The 3,438-nt window shown below is 62.2% G+C and carries 2 protein-coding genes; one reads left to right on the top strand and one right to left on the bottom strand.

Features of this window, described 5'->3' with window-relative positions:
- Nucleotides 1-11: 11 nt before the first annotated feature.
- On the bottom strand, nt 12-518 hold the full coding sequence (locus ACQKDV_RS18845) for a hypothetical protein (protein WP_427785766.1): 507 nt from the start codon (nt 516-518) through the stop codon (nt 12-14).
- A 252-nt stretch (nt 519-770) separates the two neighbouring features.
- Here ACQKDV_RS18845 and ACQKDV_RS18840 point away from each other — a divergent pair.
- A partial coding sequence (locus ACQKDV_RS18840; RefSeq protein ID WP_427785765.1) for a TonB-dependent receptor plug domain-containing protein occupies nt 771-3,438 on the top strand: 2,668 nt, incomplete at its 3' end.

Below are 3,438 nucleotides of genomic sequence, written 5' to 3'. Positions count from 1 at the left end.
ATGCCTGCAGCCTACGCGATTGTCGAGTGTTGCACTTGGAAGTTGAGTCTAAGCTGGCCCAGTCGCGTTCTCATGGTTGCGGAGTTGACGATCTCAAAGGCGTCTGAGGATTTGTAAGCATCGGGAAATCGCATCCCGTTTGAATTTCCTGGGTTGTCGGGATGCATGGGGACGACGGCGCCCCCGCCTGCTTTAGGAAAGGCTTGGTCGGGTTGGTCATTGGTGCTTGACACACTCTCTACGATTCGTAGAAACGCCATTTGGATCTGACTGGGAACCGGTGTGGAGACGGCGCGCCATTTTCTCAGTTCACGATCGTACTCGACATTGAAGGCGGTGAGCTGCACTTTCTCGAAGTCAATTATTACTGTGAGCCCGGACCCCGACTGCAGCGCAACGGATTTGGGAGATGCGCAGTTGTTGCATTCTATGAGTCCACCTGCTTTTGCTTCGCCCGTGAACGAGAGGGTTGCCAGGGCGATGATTGCAGCCTGCAGTGCGGCAGTAATTGCTTTCACGATAGGACCTCGCATGACGCTTCGGAGATTTGAGTCTCTGCCCAGACCCTGCTCAGATTCGCTTTGGACTCCATATTTCAAATAAATCCTAGATATCCATGTGGGACAAGCATGATTCATTCATCAGAACGGCGTGAAATGGTGTCGCCGGTCACGTAAATATTTTTACCGCTTGTTTACAAAGGAGACACTGCCGCCATTGCAGGGGGGCGCGGCAGTCCATGTCCCGACATTCCTTTGGAGAGAGAGCGAATGAATCACCTGCATCACCGCCCGTTGGCGGTTGCTGTTGCCCTGTGCGTGACCGCCCTGGCCCCACTGCCCGCAATGGCGCAGACCGCCACGACGCTGGATGCCGTGGAAGTGACCGGCACGCGCATCAAGCGGGCTGAGGTGGAAGGCCAGGTGCCGATCCAGACCCTCACCCGCAGCGAGATCGAACGCACCGGCCTGAACTCCATCGGTGAAGTGCTGCAGCAGCTCACCGGTTCCGGTTCAGCGTTGAACGCCAAGTTCAACTCATCCGGCAACTTCGGCTTCCCACCCGATGGCAGTGGCGTCGGTGCGGGTTCGGCGCAGGTCGATCTGCGCCACCTGGGTGCCAAGCGCGTGCTGGTGCTGGTCGATGGCATCCGTTGGGTCAATGAGTCTTCCGCCTCGGGCGTGGGGGCGGCGACCGATCTGAACACCATTCCGCTGGCAATTGTTGAACGCATCGAGGTGCTCGAAGACGGGGCCTCCTCGCTGTACGGCTCCGATGCCATTGCCGGCGTGGTCAACATCATCACCCGCCGTGATTTCGATGGCGGCCAGGTGACACTGAACTACGGCGAGTACAGCAAGGGCGATGGTACGCAGAAGGGCGTGGACCTGGCATGGGGCACGCGGGGTGATCGCTACAGCCTGTTCGTGGGCGGCAGCTGGACCAAGCAGGACCCGGTGTATGCACGTGATCGCGCGCAGTCGCGCTTCCCCGTGCCCGGCACCGGCCTGGCGCTGGGCAGCTCGGCCACGCCGGACGGCCGCTTCATCTTTACCGACCCCAATACCGGCATCACCCACGACCTCACGCCCAACGCGGGAACACGCCCGACCTATGACGGTGGCGATGGCTGTGTCCGCACCGACGGCTATCATTGTTTCGGTACCGCCGATCGCTTCAACTTCGCCGAATACAACATGGTGCTGACGCCGTCCGAGCGCAAAGGCATCTTCGGGCAGTTCCGCTTCGACGTCAGCGACAACGTGCAGTGGTATGTGAAGGCGCTGGGCAACCGCCGCGAGTCGACCAACCAGGCCGCGCCGGAACCGCTGTTCTTCGGTCCCGAGGCTGGCACCGGCAATCCGCTGGCGGACAACATCGTCATCTCCGCATTGAACCCGTACAACCCGTTCGGCTTCACCCTGGACTCGTCGGACAACCTCATCATGATCGGCCGTCGCCCGGTGGAAGGCGGCGCGCGCGTGTTTGAGCAGAAGGTGGATACGCAGTACGTGGCCACCGGCCTGGAGGGCAGTTTCCAGGCGGCCGACCGCCAGTGGTACTGGGACGTCAATGGCATGTACAGCAAGAACAAGGCCACCCAGACCAACTACGGCAGCTACAACATCTACAACATCAATCTGGCGCTGGGCGACCCTGCACTCTGTGCCGCCACGGCAGGCTGCGTGCCCCTGGACATCTTCGGCGGCGCCGGTTCGATCACCCCGGAGATGCTGCAGTGGATCCAGCCGGTGGTGCGCGACCGCAGCCAGAACGAGCTGACCCTGTTCACCGCCAATCTGTCCAGCGAGCTGTTCAACCTGCCGGCCGGCGCGGTGTCCTTCGCGACCGGCCTGGAGCATCGCAAATATGAAGGCTGGTACCAGCCCGATCCGCTGACGGTGATCGGCCACTACAACGGCGTGCCATCGCAGCCGACGTCCGGCTCCTATGACGTCAATGAAGCCTATCTGGAATTGAACGTCCCGCTGTTTGCCGCGCCCTCCCATGGCGGCAAGCTGGACCTGAGCCTGGCCGGGCGCTATTCGGATTACTCGACCTTTGGCGGCGAGTTCACACCCAAGTACGGCCTGCGCTGGCAGGTGACCAACGACTTCGTGCTGCGCACGACCTATGCCGAAGGCTTCCGTGCGCCGTCGATCGGTGAGCTGTACGGCTCGGCCGCACGTGCCGACCTGCAGATCTTCGATCCGTGCTCGATCGGTCTGGGCGGCACGGCGCCTCGAGGCAGCGCCGCCAACTGTGCTGCGCTGGGCGTACCCACCGGCTTCCAGCAGGCCAACTCGCAGATATCGGTCACCACCGGCGGCAACCGCGCGCTGGACCCGGAGCGCTCGCGCAGCTTCAGCGCCGGCTTCGTGTGGAGCCCATGGTTCGGCAACAACACCGCCTGGTCGGAGCGTTTCGACGTGGATGTGACGTTCTACCGGCACACCATCGATGGCGCGATCCAGGCCATCAACGCACAGACCCAGCTGGACCTGTGCGTGGACACGCTGGACCCCCTGTACTGCGACGGTATTACCCGCGCCAGTACCGGTGGCATCAACGGGTTCAACAACCGGCTGACCAACCTGGGTTCGATCAAGACCGATGGCTGGGATGTGGACCTGCACTGGACGCTGCCGCAGAGTGCGGCGGGCCAGTTCAAGATCGGCTGGCAGAATACCTTCGTGGGCCGCTACGAAGCCACCGGCGCGGCCGGGCAGAAGCAGCCGCAGGGGCCGGGCATCGAAGTGGCCGATAGTTCCATTCCCGAGTGGACCAGCAATCTGTCACTGGGGTGGACGCTGGACAACTGGAGCGCCAACTGGACGGTGCGCCATATTTCCGAGCTGACCGAGGACTGCGGTGACGCGGTGGCCTTCCCGGTGTGCAGCAACCAGGCGGCCGGCACCAACACGCTGTCTGCCACCA

This window comes from Stenotrophomonas sp. NPDC077659 (assembly GCF_050268705.1).
In the GTDB taxonomy this organism is placed as follows: Bacteria; Pseudomonadota; Gammaproteobacteria; order Xanthomonadales; family Xanthomonadaceae; genus Stenotrophomonas.
The sequence above is the reverse complement of the archived record's forward strand: the minus strand, read 5'-3'. Positions and strand labels throughout refer to the sequence as shown.